Origin of the sequence: Kribbella sp. NPDC050470, assembly GCF_044458365.1 — a bacterium.
Lineage (GTDB): Bacteria > Actinomycetota > Actinomycetes > Propionibacteriales > Kribbellaceae > Kribbella.
Map to the genome: position 1 here is coordinate 90,804 of NZ_JBITHV010000017.1, position 23,715 is coordinate 114,518.

General features: G+C 69.0%; 22 protein-coding genes. 13 read left to right on the forward strand and 9 right to left on the reverse strand.

Features of this window, described 5'->3' with window-relative positions; genetic code table 11:
• Positions 1-6 precede the first annotated feature (6 nt).
• The 5 genes from ACIBGM_RS41020 to ACIBGM_RS41040 all read right to left on the reverse strand — a co-directional run bounded on the left by ACIBGM_RS41020 (position 7) and on the right by ACIBGM_RS41040 (position 3,158).
• On the reverse strand, positions 7-204 hold the full coding sequence (locus ACIBGM_RS41020) for an META domain-containing protein (protein ID WP_396388649.1): 198 nt from the start codon (positions 202-204) through the stop codon (positions 7-9).
• Positions 180-767 carry an META domain-containing protein gene (locus tag ACIBGM_RS41025; protein ID WP_396388619.1) on the reverse strand — a complete coding sequence of 196 codons (588 nt, stop codon included), beginning with the start codon at positions 765-767 and terminating at the stop codon, positions 180-182. Before ACIBGM_RS41025 ends, ACIBGM_RS41020 begins: the two co-directional genes overlap by 25 nt.
• Positions 768-899: 132 nt before the next feature.
• On the reverse strand, positions 900-2,138 hold the full coding sequence (locus ACIBGM_RS41030) for a hypothetical protein (protein ID WP_396388620.1): 1,239 nt from the start codon (positions 2,136-2,138) through the stop codon (positions 900-902).
• Between the two features lie 466 nt (positions 2,139-2,604).
• On the reverse strand, positions 2,605-2,847 hold the full coding sequence (locus ACIBGM_RS41035) for an antitoxin (protein WP_396388621.1): 243 nt from the start codon (positions 2,845-2,847) through the stop codon (positions 2,605-2,607).
• A gap of 95 nt (positions 2,848-2,942) precedes the next feature.
• The gene (locus ACIBGM_RS41040; protein ID WP_360526255.1) at positions 2,943-3,158 is read right to left on the reverse strand and encodes a hypothetical protein; all 216 of its coding nucleotides are present in this window, start codon (positions 3,156-3,158) and stop codon (positions 2,943-2,945) included.
• Between the two features lie 123 nt (positions 3,159-3,281).
• Here ACIBGM_RS41040 and miaA point away from each other — a divergent pair, with 123 nt between their 5' ends.
• From miaA to ggt, 4 genes are all read left to right on the forward strand, one after another.
• On the forward strand, positions 3,282-4,253 hold the full coding sequence (gene miaA / locus ACIBGM_RS41045; RefSeq protein ID WP_360526252.1) for a tRNA (adenosine(37)-N6)-dimethylallyltransferase MiaA: 972 nt from the start codon (positions 3,282-3,284) through the stop codon (positions 4,251-4,253).
• Positions 4,240-4,755, forward strand: coding sequence for a SigE family RNA polymerase sigma factor (locus tag ACIBGM_RS41050; RefSeq protein ID WP_360526249.1), 516 nt, complete (start codon positions 4,240-4,242; stop codon positions 4,753-4,755). Before miaA ends, ACIBGM_RS41050 begins: the two co-directional genes overlap by 14 nt.
• Positions 4,756-4,757: 2 nt before the next feature.
• Positions 4,758-5,453 carry a hypothetical protein gene (locus ACIBGM_RS41055; protein ID WP_360526246.1) on the forward strand — a complete coding sequence of 232 codons (696 nt, stop codon included), beginning with the start codon at positions 4,758-4,760 and terminating at the stop codon, positions 5,451-5,453.
• Between the two features lie 110 nt (positions 5,454-5,563).
• The gene (gene ggt, locus ACIBGM_RS41060) at positions 5,564-7,384 is read left to right on the forward strand and encodes a gamma-glutamyltransferase (protein ID WP_396388622.1); all 1,821 of its coding nucleotides are present in this window, start codon (positions 5,564-5,566) and stop codon (positions 7,382-7,384) included.
• 11 nt (positions 7,385-7,395) lie between these two features.
• Here ggt and ACIBGM_RS41065 read toward each other — a convergent pair whose 3' ends face one another.
• Positions 7,396-8,490: a M20/M25/M40 family metallo-hydrolase gene (locus tag ACIBGM_RS41065; RefSeq protein ID WP_396388623.1), complete on the reverse strand. Its 1,095-nt coding sequence runs from the start codon at positions 8,488-8,490 to the stop codon at positions 7,396-7,398.
• Between the two features lie 106 nt (positions 8,491-8,596).
• Between ACIBGM_RS41065 and ACIBGM_RS41070 the strand changes: the two genes are divergently transcribed.
• From ACIBGM_RS41070 to ACIBGM_RS41085, 4 genes are read left to right on the forward strand one after another with little or no spacing between them, the layout of a single operon-like run.
• Entirely contained in the window at positions 8,597-9,322 is a 726-nt protein-coding gene (locus ACIBGM_RS41070; RefSeq protein ID WP_396388624.1) for a GNAT family N-acetyltransferase, read from the forward strand.
• Positions 9,309-9,959, forward strand: coding sequence for a MurR/RpiR family transcriptional regulator (locus ACIBGM_RS41075; RefSeq protein WP_396388625.1), 651 nt, complete (start codon positions 9,309-9,311; stop codon positions 9,957-9,959). The genes ACIBGM_RS41070 and ACIBGM_RS41075 overlap by 14 nt, the downstream gene beginning before the upstream one ends.
• Complete coding sequence (gene menC / locus ACIBGM_RS41080; protein WP_396388626.1) at positions 9,949-11,076, forward strand: o-succinylbenzoate synthase; 1,128 nt, start codon at positions 9,949-9,951, stop codon at positions 11,074-11,076. The genes ACIBGM_RS41075 and menC overlap by 11 nt, the downstream gene beginning before the upstream one ends.
• On the forward strand, positions 11,073-12,626 hold the full coding sequence (locus ACIBGM_RS41085) for an amidohydrolase family protein (RefSeq protein WP_396388627.1): 1,554 nt from the start codon (positions 11,073-11,075) through the stop codon (positions 12,624-12,626). Before menC ends, ACIBGM_RS41085 begins: the two co-directional genes overlap by 4 nt.
• Here ACIBGM_RS41085 and ACIBGM_RS41090 read toward each other — a convergent pair.
• Entirely contained in the window at positions 12,613-12,867 is a 255-nt protein-coding gene (locus tag ACIBGM_RS41090; protein ID WP_360526225.1) for a hypothetical protein, read from the reverse strand. The two genes, ACIBGM_RS41085 and ACIBGM_RS41090, sit on opposite strands and share 14 nt — an antisense overlap.
• A gap of 99 nt (positions 12,868-12,966) precedes the next feature.
• Between ACIBGM_RS41090 and dapF the strand changes: the two genes are divergently transcribed.
• Both dapF and hflX read left to right on the forward strand, forming a co-directional pair.
• Entirely contained in the window at positions 12,967-13,809 is an 843-nt protein-coding gene (gene dapF / locus ACIBGM_RS41095; RefSeq protein ID WP_396388628.1) for a diaminopimelate epimerase, read from the forward strand.
• 83 nt (positions 13,810-13,892) lie between these two features.
• Positions 13,893-15,374, forward strand: coding sequence for a GTPase HflX (hflX, locus tag ACIBGM_RS41100; RefSeq protein ID WP_396388629.1), 1,482 nt, complete (start codon positions 13,893-13,895; stop codon positions 15,372-15,374).
• 60 nt (positions 15,375-15,434) lie between these two features.
• Here hflX and ACIBGM_RS41105 read toward each other — a convergent pair whose 3' ends face one another.
• Positions 15,435-17,804 (reverse strand): immune inhibitor A domain-containing protein, encoded by a 2,370-nt coding sequence (locus ACIBGM_RS41105; RefSeq protein ID WP_396388630.1) that lies wholly within the window; start codon positions 17,802-17,804, stop codon positions 15,435-15,437.
• 208 nt (positions 17,805-18,012) lie between these two features.
• Between ACIBGM_RS41105 and macS the strand changes: the two genes are divergently transcribed.
• Entirely contained in the window at positions 18,013-19,137 is a 1,125-nt protein-coding gene (gene macS / locus ACIBGM_RS41110) for a MacS family sensor histidine kinase (RefSeq protein WP_360526213.1), read from the forward strand.
• A 115-nt stretch (positions 19,138-19,252) separates the two neighbouring features.
• Complete coding sequence (locus ACIBGM_RS41115; protein ID WP_360526210.1) at positions 19,253-19,897, forward strand: response regulator transcription factor; 645 nt, start codon at positions 19,253-19,255, stop codon at positions 19,895-19,897.
• 21 nt (positions 19,898-19,918) lie between these two features.
• Here the strand turns inward: ACIBGM_RS41115 and ACIBGM_RS41120 are convergent, their stop codons facing one another.
• On the reverse strand, positions 19,919-21,103 hold the full coding sequence (locus ACIBGM_RS41120) for a S8 family peptidase (RefSeq protein WP_396388631.1): 1,185 nt from the start codon (positions 21,101-21,103) through the stop codon (positions 19,919-19,921).
• A gap of 276 nt (positions 21,104-21,379) precedes the next feature.
• Here ACIBGM_RS41120 and secD point away from each other — a divergent pair, with 276 nt between their 5' ends.
• Positions 21,380-23,683, forward strand: a complete 2,304-nt coding sequence (secD, locus tag ACIBGM_RS41125; protein ID WP_396388632.1) for a protein translocase subunit SecD — start codon at positions 21,380-21,382, stop codon at positions 23,681-23,683.
• The last annotated feature ends 32 nt before the right edge of the window (positions 23,684-23,715 follow it).

Here is a 23,715-nt window from a genome sequence, read left to right on the forward strand (position 1 = left end):
TGAGGCTCAGGGGTTGGCGGTGAGGTCGAGGCCGATTCCGGTTGGGGCCAACAGAGTCAGGCGGTTGTAGTCGATGGCGTAGGTGACCCTGGCGGCCCGAAGTGTGGTCAGGATCGCTGTCTCCACGTCGGCGGCTTCACCGGTGCAGGCGCGGTCGGTGGTGACGACGTCGGTGATTGTCAGCTCGGTGCTGATGCGGCTGATGGTGCCGGAGTTTCATTGCAACCGGTCGAGCCGGTCAGACGTTCGCCGCCGAAGGTGAGCCACGCTTCTTGCGCGCGATGGTGGTAGCGAAACAGGTCGCCGTTCTCGATGGTGGTGACGAGCTTCCATCTGGTCCCGTCGAGCGGGAAGTCTGGTTCGACGACATTCCGGTCCAGCAGCGTGATCGTCGTACCGCCTGAGCTGAGGGTGAGCTGGTCACCGTCCAGGTGCCAGCTGGGTTGGCTCATCAGAAACTCGCACAGCCAATCGTCCTGAGCCAGCAGCGGCGCTTCACAACCGACTTGGGTGATCTCGTATCCGTTGACCCACAACCTGCCGTCGGCCAACAACTCCCCAGCCGCGGCCCACGCGCCAACCCTGTTGCATCCGGCAAACGCCCTGAGCACGTCATGCACGCGCGGACCTTCCTCGTTCGGGTTCGGCACCTCCTCGAACTCCACCCGCACCCGCGTATCCGACACCAACTGCTTCGGTCGACCATCCACCATCACCGCCGTGGACAAATAAGTCCTGCCCATCGGTGACCCACTCGACCCGCTCATCCTCGGCTCCTCTCCAAAACCGGCGGGGTCCGGGGCGGCCTGTCCATCATGCTCGATCCGCCGTCGGTTCGTGCTGAAGGAGCTAGGTCCAGTGCAATCCGCGAGTCCACGTGGCTCACGCTTGGCAGCTACTCAGCTTTCCTCGTTGTCGTCGCGTCGACGAAAGGCTCGCCCGGTGATCCGGCTGGGGAGTTTGCCGGTCACCGATTTGGCGCGGTCGAAGGTCTCGTTGCCGAGGCGCCTGGCGGCATCGACGCCATCTGCTCCCGCCTCGAGCGCTTTGTCTCTCACCTCTGTGGCCGCGTCCGCCCATCGCCTCGCCTCCAACGACTCGCGACCGCCCTCGATACCGAGCCGCCCGTGGAAGTCGACGACGGCGATCGCGACATGGTTGCTCGCTTGCACAACTTCCCGCGAGTTGGTCGGGTGCAGCAGCACCTTGGTGTTGGCCGTTCCGGCGGCCGCATCCATGCGGGCCATCAAGCGCTCGGTGCTCCGCGAGATAACTTCCAGCCGGTTGTGACGCGCAGCCCGGAGTGCGAGGCGATGCCGGTCCAGTTCGTCTGGAGACGCATCCAGTACGCGGTCGAGCTCGAGCACGGCGATCGCGTCCTGCAGTTGGAAGCAGCGAGCCAGGACGGCGAGCCATTCCTGGACCTTGGACTCGGCCTTCTTGGCCGTCTTGGCGAGCTCACCGATCTTGGGCTCGCTCTCCATCTTCTCAGCGAGTGCGTCGAGTTGACGCAACGCGTATGCCTGGGTTCGAGCGATCGTGATCGTGGTGGACTGCACCTTCGACCACGTGACCTCGGAGACCCGGCCCACCTTCTCTCGGATCGTCATGGCCTCCTCGATCACGAAGTCCACGCCGATCATGTCCGCCAGCACAGCGTCCTGCTGGGCGCGGAGCACGTCGTCGACCTTCTTGTCGATCGTGGCGAGATAGTCGGTGATCTCATCCATTGCCTGCTGCATCGCAAGCTGCGCCATGATCCCCGCCGCACCAGCCAGAACCGCCGGGTTGGTCAGAAGCGTTCCGGGCCTCGCGAATTCGACGAATCCCTTGATCTGGCCGCTGTTCCCCTTCAGCACACCGGTGCTGAGTCCCGTCTCGGAGCTCTTCCTCAGCCCGTGTTTGTGGGCAAGCCGCGCGGACTCCTTGGTCAGCTTCACCCAGCGACCCGAGTCGGCTGCAATCTCGGAACCTGCCTGTGCAGCTGCAGCCCCGGTACTGAGGACAGATCCGAGCCGTGGCAGTCCGAGGTCCTTCGACGGCAGTCCCTCGGAGACGAGCCAGCGTTCGACAGCCATCGGATTCCCGATGACCGCCAGCCCGTCGCCGTCACTGATCAGCTGAATTTCGTCGTCCATCGTCGGCTCCTCAAACTGTCGGCAGGCGTCGGGCAGTCGCGCGCGAGCCTCGGTGGTGGGCGCTCTGGCTACACCTGAGGGAGCTCAGGTACCGCTGGACGTTCAGTTCGGATTGCCTGCGCAAGCAGGTTCTTTGCAAATGCCTGCTCCGGGTACTGCAGACTCATTTACGTCCCCCTCTGCAATCGACGGTCGCGGAATCCGACCCGTCGGTGCGCGCGTCACGCGACACCAGCCCCAATTACCCCATCCCCGCGCGGAGCATACACCTTCTGTGACGAGGAGAAGCCCCACGGCACAAGTAGTCCGGCTCCGACTGTATTTGACCTGCGTGCCGATGGGGGCGCCGCGACGGCTGGGAGGCGGCCGATGGGGCTGTCGCGCCGTAGGCGTGTCCCGAGTTCGCCGTACCAGCACCTGGACATGGTGGAGGGCCGCAAGGGGTCCTTGCGGCCCTCCGGTGTGGCTAGGCGGGGCGGTTGGTGTCGGGGATGTCGTCGTTCTGGCCGTCGAGGTTGTCCAGGCCTTCCTTGGCCTTGTCGACGCCCTGATCGATCTTGTCGCCGTACTTGCCGCCCGTCTTCTCGTCGACCAAGTCGCCGGCCTTGTCCAGGCCCTGGCCCACCTTGTCGCCGTGCTGGTCGACCAGGTCGCCGGCCTTGTCCTTCAGGTCCTCGGCCTTGCCCTTGAACTTGTCGAAGATGCCCATCTGCGGGGCTCCCATTCCTGCGTAGTTGAATGCTTACAGACAGCTAGCGGTGATCTTCGCATCTACGACGCCGGAACTGTGGGATCTCCGCTTTGTCAGACGCCGGATCCCTCGATGTCGCCACCGGACTCGATGTCGCCGCCCGACTCGATGTCGCCGCCCGACTCGATGTCGCCGCCGGAGTCGCCCTCGCCGCCGTCGCCGCTGACCTCGATGTCGCCGCCGCTGCTCTTCAGCGCGTCGAGTTCCTCACCCCCGAGGTCCACGGCTTCCTTGGCCCGGTCGGACCCTTCTTCGATCGGATTCGTCACTTCGTTCCTCCCGTAAATCAGTATTGCGATCTGGAGTGTTCCTATCCAAGATCACGGGTCATCCACAAGACCGGTGGCACCCTCTTGGCGCAGTCTTCACCGGGGTGCTGCCAGACTGGAGTGATGGCCGAACCACTCGTCGTCGCGGTCGTCGGGCCCACCGCGGCCGGCAAGTCCGACCTGTCCGTTGCCCTGTGCAAAAACCTGGGCGGTGAGGTGGTCAACGCCGACGCGATGCAGGTCTACCGCGGGATGGACATCGGTACGGCGAAGATCAGTACGGCGGAGCGCGACGGCGTACCCCATCACCTGCTGGACATCCTCGACGTGACCGAGACAGCGACCGTGGCCGAGTTCCAGCAGCTGGCTCGCGCGGCGATCGACGACTGCATCGGGCGGCAGACGGTGCCGGTGCTGGCCGGCGGGTCGGCGCTGTACGTGCGGGCGATCCTGGACGACTTCGTCTTCCCCGGCACCGACGCGACCGTCCGGGAACGGTTGGAGGACGAGCTCGCGCACCTAGGGTCCGGAGCGCTGCACAAGAAACTCGCCGCGAAAGACCCGGCAGCGGCCGAACAGATCCTGCCGAGCAACGGGCGGCGGATCGTCCGGGCGCTGGAGGTCATCGAGATCACCGGCGGGCCGTACGTCGCGACGCTGCCCGAGCACCGCTACGTCTACCCCGGCGCGGTGCAGCTCGGTCTCGACGTACCGCGGCCCGAGCTGGACGAGCGGATCGGGCGGCGGGTCGACCGGATGTTCGACGCGGGATTCGTGGACGAGGTGCGAGATCTGCTGAACAAGGGTTTGCTTGAGGGCAAGACGGCCAACCGGGCCCTCGGCTACTCGCAGGTGATCGCGTTGCTCGACGGTGAGATCAGTGAACCCGAGGCCCGGGAGCGGACCGCGCAGGCCACCCGCCGGTTCGCGCGGCGGCAGGACTCATGGTTCCGTAAGGACCAACGCATCACTTGGCTGCAGTACGACGACCCCGATCTGGTGGAGAAGGCACTAACTGTGATGGCCGGAGGCAACCGACGGGGGATCGGCGGCGTAGTCGGGGTGCAAGAAAGCACAGGGCATGCGAGGGGGTGACCGTGAGGCGGAGTTCCGCGAGTACCTGCTCGCGGACCGAACCCGACTGATGAGGACGGCACTGCTGCTCACCGCGGGTGACGTGCACACCGCGGAGGACCTGGTCCAGACCGCCTGTACCCGGGTGTACGTGCACTGGCACCGGATCCGCCACGAGGGCGCCGGGCCGTACGCACACCGCATCCTGGTCAACGCGTTCCTGGACGAGCGCCGCCGGGCCGGGCGCCACCCGGAGCTGGTGACCGCGGAGACGTTCGAGCCGCGGCTCACCGACGAGGTGGACCCGGTGGACACGCTCGCAGTACGGCGGGCCCTGCTGGAGCTCGCGCCGCGGCAGCGCGCGGTCCTCGTGCTGCGGTACTTCCAGGATCTCGACGTGGCCAGCTGCGCGCGGATCCTCGACTGCACCGAAGGCACCGTGAAGAGCCAGACCGCGAAGGCGTTGAAGAGACTGAAGGATCTGATGAGTGAGGAATCGGATCCGGCGACGGGGAGTAGCTAGAAGTGGACGAGGTCAAGAAGCTGCTGGAGGGGTTCGCCGATCAGGCGGCGGACGGGCTCCCGCCTGCCGACATCGACGCGGACGTCGCCCGCGGCCGGCGCGCGCTGCGCCGGATCAAGCGGCGCCGCCGGGTGACCGGCGTGCTGTGTGTCGCCGCGGTGTCGGCCGCCGTGCTCGCGGTCGGCAACCAGGTGAAGTGGTGGAACAACGGCGGCTCCGAGGTCGCGACCGGCGAGACCGAGCAGACCGCGGCCGCGAGCGAGGCCGCGACGCCGACGCCGTCGCCGATGATCGCCCAGGGGGAGGAGACGGTCTCGACGTACGCCGGCCCGATGGTCGAGCTGGTCGCGAACAACCAGCCGTGGAACTCGATCGGCTGCACGCTCGCCCCGAAGGGCTGGACGCCGGAGACCCCGATCCCATCGAATCGCGTGGTGCTGTCCGGGACGGCGGTGCGGACCACGGACGTCGCCACCAAGGTGGTGCTGCACGCGACGTCACAGGCGGCGTCCGGCCTGACCGACGTCCGGGTGACCGACGCGGACGGCAAGACCTTCCACATCGGCACCCTGAACGGCCGCCTCAGCGGTCAGGTGAAGCTCGCCGACCGCTGGCTGGTGGTCGAGCTCCCGGCCGGCAACGCGAACTGGAACGACCAGACCCTGCAACGCTTCATGGCCTCCTGCACCGTCAACTAGCCCGCACCGTCATCTAGCCTGCACCGTCATCTAGCCGCGCCAGAACTAGCGCCACCGCCGACTTCGGGATAGGCAAGGCTTGTCCTGAAAAACGTCGACGGGAGTATCCGGTGACACCGAAGAAGCTGGTCGCATCCCTGTCTGCTGGTGCGCTTGTCCTGTCCGTCCTGACCGCGGGTACCGCGGCCGCCCGACCACCGCAGCCGCCGGTGAAGACGCCGACCTCGATCGGGTTCGGCGGGGCCATGTCCTCGGTCGACCCGGAGGCGACGAAGGTCGGCCTGAACGTCCTGCGCCGGGGCGGCAACGCGGTCGACGCCGCCGTGGCCACCGCGGCCGCGCTCGGCGTGACCGAGCCGTACTCGGCCGGCATCGGCGGTGGCGGGTACTTCGTCTACTACGACGCCAAGAAGCGCAAGGTCTCCACGATCGACGGCCGCGAGACCGCCCCGGCCGGGATGAAGATCGACTCGTTCGTCAACCCGGCGACCGGCCAGCCGTACCCGTTCGCGCAGCTCGTGACGTCCGGCCTGTCGGTCGGCGTGCCGGGGACGCTGGCGACGTGGGACTCGGCGCTGAAGCAGTGGGGTTCGCTGTCGCTGCGCAAAGCCCTGAAGCCGGCCGCGGACCTGGCCGACCGCGGGTTCGTGGTGGACGCGACGTTCCGCGGCCAGACGCTCGACAACAAGGCCCGGTTCGCGCAGATCGTGCCGACCGCCGAGCTGTTCCTGCCGAACGGCGACGCGCCTGTGGTCGGCTCGGTGTTCAAGAACCCGGATCTCGCCGACACCTACCGGCTGATCGGGAAGCAGGGCCCGTCCGCGTTCTACAACGGCCCGCTCGCGTCGGAGATGGCCGCGACCGCGCAGAACCCGCCGAAGACCGCGGACGCGACGCTGCCGGTCTTCCCCGGCAAGCTCACGACCGCTGACCTGGCGGCGTACGAGACCATCGACCGGGCCCCGACCAAGGTCCGGTACGACGGCCTGGACGTCTACGGCATGGCTCCGTCGTCCTCCGGTGGCACCACGGTCGGCGAGGCGCTCAACATCCTCACGCCGCAACACCTGGGGCAGCTGTCGACCCCGCAGGCGCTGCACACCTACCTCGAGGCGTCCGCGCTGGCGTTCGCGGACCGTGGCGCATACGTCGGTGACCCGGCGTACGTCGACGTACCGACCAAGGAGCTGCTGTCGCGTGGCTTCGGTGCCGAGCGTTCCTGCCTGATCGACCCGGACAAGGCGGCCATCAAGCCGCTGGCGGCCGGCTCGCCTGATGGCGACTACGAGCCCTGTACGCCGGCAACCACCGTCACCGACCGGCCGGACACCGAGGGGCTGTCGACGACGCACCTGGTCGCCGCGGACAAGTGGGGCAACGTCGTCTCCTACACGCTGACGATCGAGCAGACCGGTGGTAGCGGCATCACGGTCCCGGGCCGCGGCTTCCTGCTGAACAACGAGCTGACCGACTTCTCCGCAGTGCCGAACGTCAACGACCCGAACCGCATCGAGGCCGGCAAGCGGCCGCGGTCGTCGATGTCGCCGACGATCGTGCTGCGCGGCGGCAAGCCGTTCCTGGCGCTCGGTTCGCCGGGTGGTTCGACCATCATCACCACGGTCCTGCAGACGCTGACCAACCGGCTGGACCGCGGCATGACGCTGCCCGAGGCGGTCGCCGCACCTCGCGCGTCCCAGCGCAACACCGCGAACGTGACCGCAGAGCCGCCGTTCATCACCGCGTACGACGCCGCGCTCAAGCCTTACGGTCACGTGCTCGTCCCGTCCGGCGACGCGTTCACCTCGGCCGCCGAGATCGGTGCGGTGGCGGCCCTGGAGTTCCTGCCCGGCGGAGCGATTCTGGCGGCGGCCGAGCCCACCCGACGGGGCGGCGGCTCGGCCGGCACGGTCAAGGAGATCTACCCGCGTTAGCTCAGCGCGATCTAGATCGTCCTGATGATCGCGGCGACCAGGTCGGCCCGTTCGGCCAGGCTCGCCGCGATCACCTGCTCGTGGCTCGCGTGGGCGCCCTTCCCACGCGGGCCGAAGCCGTCCAGCGTCGGCACTCCCAGCCAACCGGTCAGGTTGGTGTCGGCCGCACCTGACGCCGCCTTGCCGCCGACCTCCTGACCAACCGATCGACCGGCTTCGGCGACCTGCACCAGCAACTCGTCCACGGCCGCCGACGGCTGCCAGGCCGGTCGGTTCGACAGCACGGACACGGTCAGTACGGCGTCCCGCCGTACCGGCTGGAGTCCGGTCACGGCATCGAGCACCGCACGCTCGGTCTCCGGATCGACGAACCGGAACCCGAGCTCGGCCGCCGCCTGCCCTGGTACGACGTTCGTCCGCCCGCCGCCCGTGATCGTGCCGACGTTGCACAGCACGTCGCCGTACTGCGCAACCAACGCCCGGACGACGATCAGCTGGTCGACGAGCTCGTCGATCGCGGAGACACCGCGGGCCGGGTCGAGGGCCGCGTGCGCCTCGCGGCCGGTGACCTCGATCCGGACCCGGCTGCTGCCGCGGCGGGATGTCTTCACGTCGCCGTTGGGGTGCGGCGGTTCGAGGCCGAGCGCGGCAACCACACCGGCGGACTCGGCGGTGACCAGGTCGCGGGCCGACGGCGAACCAACCTCCTCATCGGCCGTCACGATCACCCGGACCGGTCGGTGGTCGTGGTCGGCGACCTGTTCGAGCGCGGTCTCCAGGACGACCAGACCGCCCTTCATGTCGAAGACGCCGGGACCATGGATCACGCCGTCCTGCTCGCGCCACGGCATCTGCTCGAGCCGGCCGATCGGCCAGACCGTGTCGTGGTGCCCGAGGAACAGCAGCGGTGCCTCCTCGGCGCGCGGGCCGCGGCCGGGGAAGTCGGCGACGACGTGGTCGCCGGTCGCTGCCGCTACCCGCCGGGCGGTGCCGCCGAGGTCGCCGTACCGGTGCAGGAGGCGGTCGGCGAAGGCGTTCAGGGCGTCGGTCGCCCCGGTCGGGGTCTCATGCTCGACGTACTCGCGCAGGCGGTCGATCATCCTCATGGATAGTCAACGTATCATCATTCGGTCACCGATTGACTGCCCCTGTCCGTGAGAGATTTACTCAAGACGGCATCAGGATCCGTTTCATATCTTTGAGGAGCTCGTAGTGGCGTTCCGGCCCGTCACGCTCACCACCGCTGAGCGGTTCGCGGAGGCGGCCGCGCTGTACCGCGCGGTCTTCGGCTACCAGGACCCGGAGTACGCGCTGAACCCGCGACTCCTCGGCGCGCTGGTCAGCAACGGCGGCTCGGTCGTCGGCGTCCTCGACGAGGACGATCGGCTCGTCGCCTTCGCGTACGGGTTCTGCGGCACCGACCGGCGCGGCTTCTACCACTACTCGCAGTCGGCCGTGGTGGCCGCGGACCAGCAGGGCCACGGCCTGGGCCGCCTGCTCAAGCACGCGCAGCGCGAGGTCGCGCTCAGCCACGGCATGACCCGGATGCGCTGGACCTACGATCCGTTCCAGATCCGCAACGGTCACTTCAACCTGGACGTGCTCGGCGCGCGTGGCCGCTGGTACGCGCCGGACATGTACGGACCGGGTGGCGACCGAGTGGTCATCGAGTGGAACCTGCATGCGCAGCCACGCGCGCAGGACCACCTCGAGCTCGAGCTGACCGAGGCGGACTGGGGAGTCCTGGGCGGCGCTGGAGACCGCCCGTGGCTGGCCCTGCCGTCCGATCCGGCTGCGGTCACGCCAGAGATCGCGGAGCGTGTCCGCCAAGGGTTCCTGGACCTGCTCGGCAAGGGCCTCGCGGCCGACTCCTGCCGCCGGTTGCCGAACCGGACCGCGGTCTACCTCTTCGGGGCGGCGGACGATGGCCGGAGCTGACGAGGCGCGCAACCGCGAGCTGGCCAGTCCGCACGAACGGTTCGACGCGCGGCTGCAACGCCGGTCGTCGACGCTGCTGCAGCGCCGGGTGGTCGAGCAGGAGCGGGCGTCGATCGAGGCCGCCCTGGACCAGATCCTGGCCGACGACTCGATCGCCCAGGCGGCGGCCCGGATCGTCGCGGCCCGCCGGCGCTTCATCGCGGGCTCGGCGAAGTCGTTCTCGTACGCGTCGCTGCTCGCCTTCGACCTCAGCGCCGGCCTGTCCCAGGTCACGCTGATCGACGGCACGGTCGTGCGCGGGATCGACGTACTGTCCGATGTCCGGTCGAGCGACCTGATGGTGGCGTTCTCGCTGCGTCGCTACCGCCGCGACACCGTCGAGCTGGCCCGCGCCTTCGTCGAGGCCGGTGGTGAGCTCGTCGCGGTGACCGATTTCGAGGACGCGCCGCTGGCGAAGATCGCGGACCAGTGCATCTATGTCGCGACCGGCAGCGCGTCGTACGTCGACTCGCCGACAGTCGTCGCGTCCGTGCTGCACGTGCTGGCGACCCTGACCACGGCCAGCGCGAAGGGCGCCCGCCGGCGCCTCGGCGAGCGCGACCGGCTGAACACGGAGTTGGGACTGTATGTCAACTGAGCTGACCGTCAGCACGGCCCGGCTGCACCGGGTCCGGCTGCCGCTGGTGCATGCGTTCCGCACGAGCTCGCACCGCAAGACGATGCTCGACCACATCCTGGTCGAGCTCATCGACGGCTCGGGCGCGGTCGGCTGGGGCGAGATCGCGTCGTCATCCGATCCGTACTACGCGCCGGAGACTGTCGAGACGTGCTGGCACCTGGCCGAGCACTACCTGCTCCCAGCCGTGCTCGGCAAGCCATGGGCCCGGCCGGAGGACGTGCCGCAGTTGTGGGCCAAGGTCCGCGGCAACCAGTTCGCCAAGGCCGGTGTGGATGTGGCCGCCTGGGTGCTGTGGTCCGCGACCCAGGGGCTCCCGCTGGCGCAGGCGCTCGGCGGCACGCGCACCGAGGTCACGGCCGGGGTGTCGCTGGGCATCGAGCCGAGCATCGCCGACTTGCTGACCGAGGTACGGCGTCAGGTCGCGGCCGGCTACCCACGGATCAAGCTGAAGATCGCGCCGGGGTGGGATGTCGAACCGGTCCGCGCTGTCCGGGCCGACTTCCCTGACCTGGACCTGCATGTCGATGCCAACGGCATCTACACCGAGTCGGTCGAGCACCTGGCCGCCCTGCGCGCACTCGACGAGTACGAGCTGACCATGATCGAGCAGCCGTTCGCCCCTCGCGACCTGCTCGCCCACGCCCGTCTGCAGCGGCACCTGGTCACGCCGATCTGCCTGGACGAAAGCGTGGAGACGCTCGCAGACCTGGAGACGGCGCTCGCGCTGGATGCCCTGCGGGTGCTGAACATCAAGGTGTCGCGGATGGGCGGTCTCACCGCCGCTCGCGCCGCGCACGACCGCGCCCGGCGGGCCGGCATCCCGGTCTGGTGCGGCGGCATGCACGAGTTCGGCGTCGGCCGGGCCGCCAACGTGGCGATCTCCAGCCTGCCCGGTTTCAGCCTCCCGTCGGACGTGTCCGCCTCGGACAAGTACTACGCCCAGGACGTGATCACGCCATCCGTGGTCGCCAGGCAGGGCCTCGTACAGGTGCCGACGGCAACTGGTCTCGGGCATGACGTCGACACCGACCTGATCGCCGCGCACACTGTGGCGACGCTCGAGGTGAAGGCTTGATCGCGATCACCGGCGGCCAGGTCATGGACGGAACCGGGGCCGATGCCGTACCCGCGACCGTTCTGGTCGACGGTGAGCGGATCGTCGACGTCGTACCGCCGGAAACGCCGGTCGCCGATGCCGAGGTGATCGATGCCACGGGCAACGTGGTGACACCCGGGTTCATCGATCTGCACTCGCACGCGGACTTCACCGTGCTCGCCGCGCCGGAGGCGACCACCCAGCTGTCCCAAGGCGTCACGACCCTGGTGACCGGGAACTGCGGCTGGTCGCCGTTCCCGATCACGGATCTCGAGTCCTTGAAGGCGGGTACGGCGTTCCTCGACCCGAAGCACGACTGGTCCTGGCGGGACGCCGGCGGTTTCGCCGACGTGGTGGAGTCGGCGGTGAACATCGCGCTGCAGGTCGGACACTGCTCGCTGCGCCTGGCTGTCATGGGCGGCGCCGACCGAGCGCCGTCGCCGGACGAGCTGCGGCAGATGCAGGCACTGTTGCGGGAGGCCGCGGACCAGGGAGCGGTCGGGTTCTCCACCGGGCTGATCTACGCGCCGGGGACGTACGCCTCCGCGGAGGAGGTCGCGGCGTTGGTGGCGACCGCGGGGGAGTGCGGGCTGCTCTACTCGACGCACATCCGCAACGAAGGCGCCCAACTGATCGAGGCGCTCGACGAGGCGATCGCGGCCGCCCGGGCCGGTGGTGCCCGGTTGGAGGTCTCCCACCTGAAGGCTGTCGGGGCACCCAACTACGGTCTGGTGACCCAGGCTCTCGAACGCCTCGACCAGGCTCGCGCCGACGGCCTCGACCTCGGCTGGGACGTGTACCCGTACACCGCTTCCAGCACGACCCTCACGACCCGGCTCCCCAGTTGGGCCCTGGCCGGTGGCACCGCATCCCTGCTGGCCCGGCTGAAGGACCCGACCGAGCGAGAGCGGATCGCGAATGACCTGCGCACGGCCGACCTGTTCAACCCGCAAGCTGTTGTGATCGCGTCCCTGCCGCCCGGGCGCTACGAGGACAGCCGCGGCCTCAGCGTCGCCGAGATCGCTCGCCGCGACGACGTGGACGCGGCCGAGGCGGTCCTGCGCGTCCTCGAGCACCACCAGGCCGCGGTCAGCGTCGTGAACCACGCGATGAGCGAGGACGACGTCGTGACAGTCCTTCGGCATCCGTGCACCAGCGTGGCGAGCGACGGCTGGGTGCTCGCCGGCTCCGGATCCGGGCATCCGCATCCCCGCAACTTCGGGACGTTCCCACGGGTCCTCGGCCGGTACACCCGCGACCAGGGCGTCATCACGTTGCCCGAGGCAATTCGCCGGATGACGTCACTGCCCGCGTCCCGGCTGGGCCTCGACGACCGGGGCGTGCTGCGACCGGGTGCCGTCGCGGACCTCGTCGTACTCGACCCGGCCGAGGTTGCGGACCGCTCGACGTACGACGATCCGTGGCAGCTGTCGACCGGGATCGAGCAGGTCCTCGTGGCGGGCGATCCGGTGCTGCGGGACGGCGTACCGACGGGACGTAGGCCGGGGCGCGTGCTCAGGGCTTCTTGAAGCGCTTCGGAGCTGTGGGCAAGGGCGTCGGCGCGGTCGACCGCTCATCAGTCGTCTCCAGCCAGCCGTCGTACTCGGTGAGGAGGTCGTCCAGGACCGCGTGATCAGGATCCTGGAGTACGACGACCCACGGGTGGTCCTCGTCGTCGTCCTCACCGTGGAAACGGCCCCGCCGGACGACGCCGTCCAGCCGGTCGGCCACCGCCTCGGCGTCGTCTCGCTCCCAGAAGTAGGCCTCCATGGGGACACCGTACGATCTTCATATGGGCGAGCGAAGCGAGGCCATCATCAAGCACAGTGACCCATCGTCATCCGCGCCCGGAGCGAAGCGAGGACGTGGATGACGACGTTCCCCTGGCTGAAGGGGCACGGCACCGAGAACGACTTCGTGCTGCTGCCCGACCCGGACGGCACGATCCACGGGGACCTCGACGCCGGGCTGGTGCAGTTCCTCTGCGACCGGCACGCCGGGATCGGGGCGGACGGCGTGCTGCGGGTGATCGAGGGCGGCAAGCAGCCGTACGTCGAGGACGGCGGCGACTGGTTCATGGACTACCGGAACTCCGACGGCTCGATCGCCGAGATGTGCGGCAACGGCATCCGGGTCTTCGTCCGGTACCTGGTGGACGCCGGGCTGGCCGGTGACAAGCCGGTCCGGGTCGGCACCCGCGCCGGGATCAAGGAGGTCGTCCAGAACGACGACGGCACCTTCACCGTCGACATGGGCGAGCCGGTGCTGCCCGGCCCGGCCGGGATCGTGGTCGAGGCGAACGGCCACCAGTGGCCGGCCATGCACGTCGACATGGGCAACCCGCACGCGGTCGCGTTCGTCGACTCCCTGAGCGAGCCCGGTCACCTGGTCGACCAGCCGCTGTGGTCGCCGGAGGAGGCCTTCCCGGCCGGCGTGAACGTGGAGTTCGTCGTACGGCGGGGGCCGAACGACGTCGACATGCGCGTCCACGAGCGCGGTGCGGGGGAGACGCGGTCCTGCGGGACGGGCACGTGCGCGGTGGCGGTGGCGTCGGCCCGCCAGGCGCGGCAGGAACGGCCGGTCACTTACCGTGTCGGCGTACCCGGGGGTTCTGTGACCGTCACGTGGCGTGCGGACAACCACCTCGAGATGACCGGGCCGGCCGTGATTCACGCTCGCGGGGACTTCGACCGGGCCTGGCTGCCTGCCTGAACGGGAATTCAGCCGGGGCGTGGGGCGTTGACGTCTGAAATCGGGTCGCCTGTACTGGTGGCCCGTGCCACGATGGAAGGTATATGACGACCCATTCGAACTTTTACGACGAGCCCACCGACGTCGAACTCGACCTCATTGAGGGCGATGACTCCGGCGATTCGTTGACGGGTCACGACACAGAGTTGAGCACCGAAGGCCTGGAGCTCGAGGAGCGCCAGGCGCTGCGCCGCGTGGTCGGCATGTCGACCGAGCTGACCGACATCAGCGAGGTCGAGTACCGCAAGCTGCTGCTGGAGCGGGTGCTGCTGGTCGGCGTCTGGACCGAGGGCAGCGCCGAGGACGCGGACAACTCGCTGGCCGAGCTGAAGCTGCTCGCCGAGACGGCCGGCTCCGAGGTGCTGGACGGCGTGATCCAGCGCCGCAAGAAGCCGGACCCGGCGACCTTCATCGGCTCCGGCAAGGTGGCCGACCTGCGCAACCTGGTCGCCTCGCTCGGCGCCGACACCGTGATCGCCGACGGCGAGCTGGCTCCTGCGCAGCTGCGCAACCTGGAGGACCGGCTCAAGGTCAAGGTGGTCGACCGGACCGCGCTGATCCTGGACATCTTCGCCCAGCACGCGAAGAGCAAGGAAGGCAAGGCCCAGGTCGAGCTGGCCCAGCTGCAGTACATGAAGCAGCGGCTGCGGGGCTGGGGTGGCAACCTGTCCCGCCAGGCCGGTGGACGCGTCGGCGCGGCCGGCGGCGGTATCGGTGGCCGTGGTCCCGGTGAGACCAAGATCGAGACCGACCGGCGCCGGATCAACACCAAGATCGCCAAGCTGCGCCGCGAGCTGAAGTCCATGCGGGGCACCCGGTCGACGCTGCGCCAGGAGCGCCGCCGCAACCTGGTCCCGTCGGTCGCGATCGCGGGCTACACCAACGCGGGCAAGTCGTCGCTGCTGAACAGCATCACCGGCGCCGGCGTCCTGGTCGAGAACGCGCTGTTCGCGACCCTTGACCCGACCACCCGCCGGACCACCACGTCCGACGGCCGGGTGTTCACCCTCACCGACACCGTCGGGTTCGTCCGGCACCTGCCGCACGACATCGTCGAGGCGTTCCGCTCGACGCTGGAGGAGGTCGCGGACGCGGACCTGCTGCTGCACGTGGTCGACGGCTCGCACCCCGACCCGCTGGCGCAGATCCAGGCGGTCCGCGAGGTGCTGGCCGAGATCGGGGCATCCGACGTGCCGGAGATCATCGTGATCAACAAGGCCGACGTGGCCGACCCGATCGCGCTGGCTCCGATCCTGCACCGCGAGTCGCGGGCCCTGGTGGTCTCGGCGCACACCGGCGAGGGCATCGACAAGCTGCGCGCGCTGGTCGAGGCCTCGCTGCCGCAGCCGGACGTGGCCCTCGACGTGCTGCTGCCGTACGAGCGCGGCGACCTGGTCTCCCGGATCCACTCCGAGGGCTCGGTCGACCAGCTCGAGCACACCGCCGAAGGCACCCGGGTCAGCGCCCGGGTCCACCCGGCGCTGGCCGGCGACCTCACGCCGTACCAGGTGGCTGCGGCCAAGTAGGACCAACAGAAACCGGCCCCGGGAGCAGCTCCCGGGGCCGGTTTCCTGTTGCTCAAGGCATCAGCTGCGCTTGGTGACACGGACCGTCATGGTCGTGCCGTCGCGGTCGAGAACCCTGATGTTGACGCCGTTGTTCGGGACCTTCACACCGGCACTCGGCTGCTCCGCGTACCAGTAGGTCTTGCTGTCGTTGAAGGTGGACACACCGGCCTGGCCACGGATGTAGCTCGGCTGGCCGTTCGTGTGCAGCGTGAACGAATCCGCCTTCTCCAGGCCGAACGGAGCGTCGTACCCGCTCACCCGCGGACGCCACAGCGTGCCGTCGATCTTGTTGATCGGGACCGGGTGCGAGTCGATCGGCAGGATCAGACCCGAACCGGGGTGCTCGTTGGTGTTGTTGTCGTCCACCGAGGTGTCCCAGTACGAGACCAGCAGGCCGTCCTGGTACGGGAAGTGCTCGACCCAGTCCGGCTTGGTGTTCAGGAAGCCGAAGTTGTACGGGCCGGTCTGCAGGTGCTGGTCGTACGACACGTAGTTCAGGTGCGACGCCAGGTAGAAGTTGTCGTGCAGGCTGGTGAAGCTCGCACCCATCGAGCTGAAGCCGTTCAGCGTCCAGCCCTCGGGGGTCGCCTCCGCTCCGGACTCGACCAGCGTGGTCGAACCGTTGGTCACCTTGATCTCGTCGGCGAAGAAGCCCTTGCCACCCGCCGCCGGGTCGGTGCTGTAGCGGAACTGCAGGCCGACCGTCTTGCCGGCGAACGCCGACAGGTCGAAGGTCGCGTCGACCCAGCCGTTGCTGGTGCCGTCGATACCGTTGCCCTCGGCCGCGTTCGCGATGCTGCCGGGGATCGCCTGGTAACCGGTGCCGTCGTTCACCTCGACGTAGGCGTAGTCACAGGCCGTCGTACCGCAGTCCTCGATGTCCCAGTTGGCCTTGAAGCTCAGCGTCGTGGTGCCCGCCGGGATCGCGACCTGCCGGCTCATCGTGTTGTTGAGCAGGTGGCCACGGCCACTCCACCAGGACTTGCTGCCGGCCGCCGGCGGGACGAGCTCGTTGACCCGTTCCTTCTTCGGCAGCGTGACCACCAGGCCCTGGGCCTTCTTCGAGTTGTACTCGTGCGGGCCGAGGACGACGGTCTTGTTCTGGCCGGCCGCGACGACCTCGTAGTCCAGCCAGCCCAGCTGCAGCTTCTCCCAGGCGCCGAAGTCGGCCGCCTGCTCGCCGATACCGCCGTCGGTGGCCTTGCCGACCCGGCTCTGCGCCATGATCGACCACCAGTTCACGTGGTTCTCGACGGGCGGGCCGGAGGTGTCGTACAGGTCGGGCAGACCGAGGTCGTGCCCGTACTCGTGGGCGAAGACGCTGATGCCGCCGTTCTCCGGCTGGATGGTGTAGTCGCCGACCCAGAACCCGGTGTCACCGACCTGCGCGCCACCGACCGGGTTGTTCGCCGGACCACCGGCGAAACCGGCGTACCAGCGGTGCGACCAGATCGCGTCCTCACCCTGCCACGGGTCGCCGTCGGCCTGGTCGCCGCCGGAGTGCACGATCTGGAAGTGGTCGATGTAGCCGTCGGCCTCGTTGAAGTTGCCGTCGCCGTCGAAGTCGTAGCGGTCCCACTGGTCGAACGTCTTCAGCTCGGCGGCGATCTCCGCGGTGGTCCGGCCGGCCGCCTTCTGGTCGGCGACCCACTGGTTCACCGCGTCCCGGATCAGGAACCAGGTGTTGTTGCAGACGTTGCCGCCGCACGGGAAGCCGTTGGACCGTCCGTAGCGGGCCTCGTTGTACTGGACCTTGACCCAGTCGGTGACCTCGCCGTCGACGCTGTAGCGCCCGGACGACTGCTTCTCGTAGTACTTCTTCACCGAGTTGCCGGTGCCGAAGTACATGTCCTGGAAGTACTGGCGGTTGTAGTCGGGGTGCCAGACGGTCGAGTTGTCGACCGAGCGGTCCGGCTCCGGGATCGCGTTGTGCAGCGGTCCGTCGAACGTGGCCGGGCCCGGGAACGCCGTCGAGGTGTCCTGGTCGGGGTAGCTCGGGTGCCGGGTGTTGCCGAACTCGGCGAGGACGACGAAGATCCGGTCGGTCTTCTCCCGGCCGAGCTCGACGTACTGGTCGACGCGTCCGGTGGTGGCGTTCGTGACGCCCTTCGCGCCCTTCGCCTTCGGGCCGAGGTTGACCACGGTGCTGGCACCGCGCTTCTCCACCTTGGCCTGGCCGCTCAGCACCTTGGTCAGGGCTTCCTGGCGCAGCTCGCGACGCTTGTCCTCGAGCGGACTCGGTAGTTCGTCCCCGGTGGGCGCCTCGCCCGCGACTTGCGCGGCGTCCACCTCCGGGGACTGCTGTGCGGCGTTACCGGCTGTGGCGAGACCCACCCCAGCAGTCGCCGCCAGTGCCAGGCTCACGAGCCCGACGGGTAGCTTGCGCACAATTCCCCTCCGTAGTTATATGGATACCCGCCGCGCTTGGTGACGCGACGTGTTCAGAGCTCCCCCGAGCGTGTTCTGCGCGACAGTAGGTCAAAATCGGTGATTCCTGAAGCACATACCGGAAAATCCCGGAAACCCGCGGGGAATCCTGCATCGTCACGGGGAACTACTCAGGCGGCCGGACCGTCACGGTTGGCACACTGTCCGCGTGGAGCGAGACTCGGTCGACCTGCTGCAGCCGCTGTGGCGCGCGCTGGTCGTGTTCCGGCTGATCACCTGGGCGTTCGCGTGCTTCGGCGTCTGGACCCGGTGGGACGGGATCGTCCGGCCGTACGGCGCAGTGCTCCAGATGACGATCATGGGCATCTGGACGGTGATCTCCTCGATCGGCTACAGCCGGCGCTGGGGACGGCGCAACACCCGGCTGGCGTTCGCCGACCTGGTCGTCACGATCGGCTGCATGTACCTGACGTTGCTTGCCCAGCCGCTGCTGGACATCCGGGCCGGCGCCTCGGTGCTGACCTCGGTGTGGGCGGCCGGGCCGGTCATCGCGCTGGCGATCTCGCGTGGCCGGGACGGCGGCCTGCTCGGTGCGGCGGCAGTCAGCCTGGCGCTGCTGTCGCTGCGCGGCGTCGACAACGTCTCCAAGATCCTCAGCAACGTCCAGCTCCTGCTGGTCGCCGGTCTGGTCGTCGGGTATGCCGCTTCCACCATGCGCCAGGCGGGAGCCCGACTCCGGGAAGCCATCGCCGCCGAGAGCGCGACCGCGGAGCGGCTCCGGCTCAGCCGGTCGATCCACGACGGCGTGCTGCAGGTGCTGGCCCAGGTGCAGCGCCGCGGCACCGCGATCGGCGGCGAGGCGGTCGAGCTGGCCAAGCTGGCCGCCGAGCAGGAGGTTGCCCTGCGCACCTTGATGTCGTCCCGGCCGACCGTTGCCGAGGGTGACCGGATCGACCTCTGCGGTCTGTTGTTGCCGTTGGCCACCACGCGGGTGGATGTCGTCGTACCGGCCGGGCAGGTGCTGCTGCCGGCCGCCGTCGCCGAGGAGCTGGTTGCCGCGGTCAAGGAAGCGCTGAGCAACGTGGACAAGCACGCAGGCCCGGACGCGCGGTCCTGGGTGGTGGTCGAGGACCTCGGCGACGAGGTGCTGGTGTCGATCCGCGACGATGGAGCCGGTACGACGCTCGCCCGGCTGGAGGAGGCCCGGTCCGACGGGCACCTCGGCGTCAGCCAGTCGATCCGCGGCCGGATCACCGACCTGGGTGGCTCGGTCGCGGTCCGGACCGCCCCCGGCGAAGGAACAGAGTGGGAACTCAAGGTAGGTACGGCATGACGGTATTGATGCGACGCCTCCGGCGCCGCGGGCCATGGGGCTTTGACTCCCGGCCTTCCCTCGTCCCTCCGGTCGCTTCGCTCCCTCCACTTCTCAGTCCAGGCCGGGAGGCCCCATGACCAGGGTGATGATCGTCGACGACCATCCGATGTGGCGCGAAGGCGTCGCTCGGGACCTGGGCAGTCGCGGGTACGACGTGTGCGCGACTGCCTCGGACGTCGCCGGCGCGGTGAAGATCGCGCTGGCGACTCGGCCGGACGTGGTGGTCATGGACCTGCAGTTGGGCGACGGCTCCGGTGTCGACGCGACCCGGGAGATCACCACGGCGCTGCCGGACACCAGGGTCCTGGTGCTGTCGGCCAGCGCCGAGCAGGACGACGTACTGGCCGCTGTGAAGAACGGTGCGTCGGGCTATCTGGTGAAGTCGGCGTCCCTGGACGAGTTCGACGACGCAGTACGGCGTACTGCGGACGGCGATGCCGTGTTCAGCGCCGGACTTGCCGGACTGCTGCTGGGGGAGTACCGGCGACTCGGGACCGACTCGTCTGGTCCCGAGGTGCCGAAGCTGACCGAGCGGGAGACCGAGGTGCTCCGGCTCGTCGCACGTGGGCTCACCGCCCGGCAGATCGCGACCCGGCTGGTGCTGTCGCACCGGACGGTGGAGAACCACGTGCAGAACACCCTGCGCAAGCTGCAGCTCCACAACCGGGCCGAGCTGGTCCGCTACGCGATCGAGCACGGGATAGACGCCCCCGAGTGACCCCGGGGGCGTCCCCGTGGCCTACAGGCCGTTGCTGTAGAGCAAGCGGTTCACAGTGCCGCCGGTGGAGCCCCCGCTGATCACGTTGGGCGTGGCGTTGGTCTCGATGTACGACTTCACCGTGGCCGGGCTCGCCGACGGGCTGCCCTGCAGGTAGAGAGCCGCGACACCCGCTACGTGCGGCGTGGCCATCGACGTGCCGTTGTACGACCCGGTGGTGTTACCGGGCAGCGTGGACACGATCGCCGAGCCCGGAGCGTAGATGTCCACGCAGGACCCGGTGCTCGAGTACGACGCCCGCGCGTCGGTGCTCGTGGACGCCGCGACCACCAGGGCGGTCGAGATCTTGCGCGGCAGCCGGTCACACGAGTTGGCGCCGGTGTTGCCGGCCGACGCGGCCAGGAAGACGCCGGAGTTGATCATCGCGCGCAGCGAGTTCTCCAGCGTGGTGTTGGCGCTGAAGTTCCACGAGGCGTTGGCCACGGCGGGCTTCACCGCGTTGCGGGTCACCCAGTCGACCGCGGCGATCGCCGAGGACGCCGTACCGCCGCCGCTGCAGTTCAGCCACTTCACGCCGTGCAGCCGGACGCTCTTGGCCACGCCGTACGACGTCGAGCCGATGGTGCCGGCCACATGGGTGCCGTGCCCGTTGCAGTCGGTGTTGTTGGAGTCGATGCCGTTGAAGTCGAAGGTGGCCCGGCCACCGAAGTTCGGGTGCGACGGGTCGACGCCGGAGTCGATGATGTAGGCGTGCACGCCGGAGCCGGTGCGGTTGTAGGTGAACGACTTCGAAAGTGGCAGGTTGCGCTGGTCGATCCGGTCGATCCCCCACGACGGCGGGTTGGTCTGGGTCGCGTCGAGCACGTTCTGCACGTACACGTCCTGCGAGATCGCGACCACGTCCGGGCTCTTCTGCAGCGCCGCGACCTGGGCCGGGCTGAGCTTCGCGCTGAAGCCGTTGACCGCCGTGCTGAACTGGCGCTGCGGCGCGATGCCGAGGCCGCTCTTCAGCCGGACGCCCTTCTTGAGCTCGACGATGTAGGTGTCCTTGACCGCGGTCACACCGGCCTCGGCCTTCGCGAGCTGGACCGGGACGATCCGCTGCGGTTCGGGGGTGGGCGCGGCGCCGGCGGTGCCGGCGGTGGCCAGGGCGAGTGCCGGCACCAGAGCGGCGGCGGCAAGGGACAGACTGATGCGATGACGCACGGTTCCTCCTCAGGGAACTCATCACCCACCGGGGCGGAGGGGTGATCACCCTCGGTCCGCAGGCGACTACGCAACGAGGGTGCTGAGAAGCTAGGGCGTGCTCACCTGAGGCGTCAATCAGTTCGGTTGCGACCTGATGCCATGGCACTCCCTGGCCGCCTGGATGCGCTTGAATGGCTTCGTACACTGTGCGTTCCACGCCGGGCCGGGTCTGGATGTGGTGTGCTCGCTTTCATGACACCCGCCGGACGCGGGTGCCCAGCTCCGGAGGCTGTTGTGAACCGGTCGTCCATCGTTCGTGCGCTGCTCGCGCTCGTCGTCCTGGCCCTGTCGACGTACGTCGTCCTGACGGCTCAGCCGAAGCTCGGGCTCGACCTGCGCGGCGGCACCCAGATCGTGCTGCAGGCGAACGACTCGCCGACGGTGAAGGCCGACAAGACCAACACCGACAAGGCGATCCAGGTGCTGCACCGCCGGATCGACGCGCTCGGGGTCAGCGAGCCGAGCGTGACCCGGCAGGGCGAGAACCGGATCATCGTCGAGCTGCCCGGTGTGCAGGACCCGCGCGAGGCCGCCCAGGTGATCGGCAAGACCGCGCAGCTCACGTTCCACGAGGTGCTCGACCAGGTCGCGACGAAGCCGGCCAAGCCGGCCGCCGGGGAGACCTACCTGCCGCCCGAGGCCGGCGGCCAGGGCTTCCTGCGCCTGGCCAAGCCGGCGATGACCGGTGAGCTGGTCAGCGGCGCCGAGGGCCGGCTGGACCCGCAGCAGGCCGCCCAAGGCTGGTTCGTCGAGATGAACTTCAAGGGCGACGGCGGCAAGATCTGGGCGAACATCACCGGAAAGGCGGCCTGCCAGCCGGTGAACACGCCCCAGCGGCTGATCGCGATCGTGCTCGACAACGAGGTGATCAGCGCGCCGCAGGTCGACCCGAACGGCGGCAACCAGCTCTGCAACGTCGGCATCGGCGGCGGCAGCACCACGATCACCGGCGCCTTCACCGAGCCGGAGGCCAAGGACCTGGCCGCGCTGATCTCGGGTGGCGCGCTGCCGCTGCCGGTCGAGGTGATCGACCAGCGCACGGTCGGCCCGTCGCTGGGCAAGGACGCCATCGAGGCCAGCGCGATGGCCGCGATCATCGGCCTGGCGCTGACCGCGGTGTTCATCATCTTCGTCTACCGCCTGGTCGGGGTGATGGCCGTGCTCGGCCTGATCGCCTACTCCGGGATGTCGTACGCCGCGCTGACCGCGCTCGGCGCGACCCTGACGCTGCCCGGCCTGGCCGGTTTCGTCCTCGCGATCGGTATGGCGGTCGACGCGAACGTGCTCGTCTTCGAACGGGCCCGCGAGGACTACATCGCCGGCCGGACCGACGGCCTGCGCAGATCGCTGCGCAGCGGCTTCCAGAACGCGCTGTCCGCGATCGCCGACTCCAACATCACCACCCTGCTGGCCGCCGGCCTGCTGTTCTTCCTGGCCGCCGGGCCGGTGCGCGGTTTCGGTGTCACGCTGAGCATCGGTGTGATCTCGTCGCTGCTGTCCGCCCTGGTCGTCGTGCGGGTGCTGGCCGAGTTCTTCGTCGCCCGCAAGTTCGTGCAGAAGCGCCCGGGGATCAGCGGTATCGCCGGCCACGGACGGGTCCGGACCTGGCTGGAGGCGAAGCGTCCGTCGCTGATGCAGCACAGCAAGCGCTGGCTGCTGATCACGGTCGCGGTGATCGCCGTCTCGGTCGCCGGGATCGTGGTGCGCGGGCTCAACCTCGGCATCGAGTTCACCGGCGGCCGGCTGCTCGAGGTCAGCACCTCCGAGCGGATCACGCCGGACCAGGCCCGGGCCGCGGTCGCCGAGGCCGGCTACCCGAACGCGGTGGTCCAGGCGTCCGGCACCGACGACATCACCGTGCGGACCCAGACGATCAGCGACGACGAGGCCGAGAAGATCCGCGAGTCGATCTCCCGGATCGGCGGCGGCTCCGAGGTGATCCGCAACGAGAGCATCGGCCCGTCGCTGGGCACCGAGCTGCGCAACAAGGGCCTGATCGCCCTGGGCATCGCGTTGCTCGCGCAGTTGCTCTACCTGGCCGCGCGGTTCCGATGGACGTACGGCGCGGGCGCCGTACTGGCCCTGCTGCAGAACGTCGCGGTCGTGATCGGGGTGTTCGCCTGGACCGGCAAGCCGATCGACGGCATCTTCCTGGCCGCGATCCTGACCATCATCGGGTACACGGTGAACGACTCCGTGGTCGTCTTCGACCGGATCCGGGAGACCCGCAGCGCCCGGTCGACCGAGAACCTCGGACCGGTCATCGACACCGCGATCGTGAACGTGCTGCCGCGCACCATCAACACCGGTATCTCGACGCTGTTCATCCTGACCGCGCTGCTGTTCCTGGGCGGTGATTCGCTGGCCGACTTCGCGCTCGCGCTGCTGCTCGGCATCCTGGTCGGGACCTACTCGTCGAACCTGACGGCAGCGCCGCTGCTGCTGGAGCTCGAGCGCCGCTACCCGGCGCCGCCGCCGCGGCCGAAGCGTCCGCAAGTGGACCGGGACGCGCAGCCGGACCGCGGGGCTGTCGTCTAGCTCTCTTGGGGTTGTCCACAGCCTGGCCTGGC